Annotated in this window: 1 protein-coding gene; it reads left to right on the top strand. The window is 65.4% G+C overall.

Annotated elements, in window-relative coordinates; genetic code table 11:
• The coding region (locus tag BTW07_RS19005; protein ID WP_208605453.1) for a DUF637 domain-containing protein at window positions 1–723 on the top strand (723 nt) is incomplete at both ends.

Here is a 723-nt window from a genome sequence, read left to right as displayed (position 1 = left end):
CCGGGCGCTTTGTCGGCCAGCGCGCCTCGCAGGCCGTGGTCGACGCCGGGCTGCAGACCGCCATCGCCGGCGGCGAGTTCGACGAGCATTTGCGGCAGACGTTGCAAGGGGCGGCCAGCACCGTGCTGGAAGCCACCCTGTTCCACCAGGTCGGCGACCTGGGAGAGCGCTACCCCGAGCTTCTGGCCGACGGCGAGGGCGGCAAGATCGCTCTGCACGCCCTGGCCGGCGGCCTGGCGGCGGAAGCCACCGGCGGCGACTTCAGCACCGGCGCGGCGGCGGCGGGCGCCAACGAAGCGCTGGTCAAGCAACTGGATACGCTGGTCGCCAACGACCCGCAACTGCTGGTTGCCGCCTCGAAGCTCACCGGGCTGATGGCGGCGGGGCTGGTGGATGGCGACGTGGCGCAGGGCGCTGAGATCGCAGGCAACGCGACGGCGTATAACTACCTGACGCACCGTCAGGTAGCGAAATATGTCGAGGAAGCAAAAGACTGCGAAGTGCGTGGAGATTGCGATCAGGTCCAGGAAAAGTATCGACAGCTCAGCCTGGACCAGCAAGATGAACTCATCGAAGCCTGTGCTGGTGATCGCCAGGGATGTGCGGCCCGTTATCAGCCATTGGTCGAGGATAGCCAACGCTTTAGGGAGGAGTTGGATAAGCTCGGTGGGAGTGAACTGTCATTGCAGATCAGCCTGGATGCCGGTCCGTTGCTGGGTCAGT

This window comes from Salinicola socius (assembly GCF_001937195.1).
GTDB classification, from domain to species: Bacteria; Pseudomonadota; Gammaproteobacteria; order Pseudomonadales; family Halomonadaceae; genus Salinicola; species Salinicola socius.
The sequence above is the reverse complement of the archived record's forward strand: the minus strand, read 5'-3'. Positions and strand labels throughout refer to the sequence as shown.